Genomic DNA, 1019 nt, shown 5'->3' on the forward strand with positions numbered 1-1019 from the left:
AATTAAAAATGCACCTAACAAGTCAATCAATAAGGGTATGAAGTCATAGATTTGCCGCGAGGAGGCTGTGTAGCCTATAATTTTCTTCCTATTATTAATGCGTTAACTGAATATGATAGACCGAGAAAAAATCAAGAATGTATTGTCAGTGTTTCTGGAGTTAAAAGAGCAGGATGATTCGGATATAAGTGATAGATTAGAAAGTCTAGGTTTAAGCCTCTGTGAGGCAGAAAGGGTTTCGGCATTTTTACCAAGCGCGTTTTGTCGTATAGCTCTTAGCCACAAATTTGATTTAGGATTTCCTAATACATATAAGGTTCAAGGTGTGGAAGGTGAGTTTCCTTACAAGGCAGAGTCTATTTACAAATTAGCTATCGATATCGCACGGAAGTTTTTAATAGTATCGTAACTCGAAGCGCTGAGTTCAATACGATTAGTAAAGCCTTGAATGAGGGCGCTGAAATAGCAGGGGCTTGTCTTTCAGCCACAAGTTACTTTGGGTACAGAACTCTGGGTAAAAAACGAGGCTTGTTCTCTAAAGTATTCAGTTAGCAACACCTCAAAGTTGGACTCATAACAGTTGGCTCGGTTAAGCTTCGCTTCACATTATGGCCAACAATGACTCACCGCTTAAGGCGGAGTTAGGCAGCTAGTGGCAATCATCGAAGATATTTATCAACTCATAGAAAGTGAGTGTGGAATGAACCCTAATAAGCTATCACCAAACTCTGATATTGTTGATGAATTTTGTGTTTATGGTGATGACTTTGAAGAGCTTATGGTTGCATACTCTAAGCAAATTAATGTGAATCTTGACACGTATCTTTGGTATTTCCATTCAAGAGAGGAGGCTGATAGCCCCTTTGCTTTTATTTTTCCTCCACCAGATCAAACAGTAAAGCGCATAGTGATTACGCCAGAGTTATTACTTAAATATGCAAATTCTAAAGCATGGTCTATCAATTACCCCGAACATACTTTGCCTAAACGTAGGTGGGATTGTAACTCCCCCAAAAAAT

At 38.9% G+C, this 1019-nt stretch carries 2 protein-coding genes; both read left to right on the forward strand.

What is annotated here, in order from left to right; genetic code table 11:
* The first annotated feature begins 112 nt into the window (after positions 1 to 112).
* Positions 113 to 409, forward strand: coding sequence for a hypothetical protein (locus N475_RS02700; RefSeq protein WP_063364647.1), 297 nt, complete (start codon positions 113 to 115; stop codon positions 407 to 409).
* A gap of 243 nt (positions 410 to 652) precedes the next feature.
* On the forward strand, positions 653 to 1019 hold a 367-nt coding region (locus N475_RS02705; RefSeq protein WP_063364648.1), incomplete at its 3' end, for a DUF1493 family protein.

This window comes from Pseudoalteromonas luteoviolacea DSM 6061, from assembly GCF_001625655.1.
In the GTDB taxonomy this organism is placed as follows: Bacteria; Pseudomonadota; Gammaproteobacteria; order Enterobacterales; family Alteromonadaceae; genus Pseudoalteromonas; species Pseudoalteromonas luteoviolacea.

Coding starts and splice junctions, on each gene's coding strand:
- N475_RS02700 (WP_063364647.1), top strand. CDS start 113: ATGATAGACCGAGAAAAAATCAAGAATGTATTGTCAGTGTTTCTGGAG.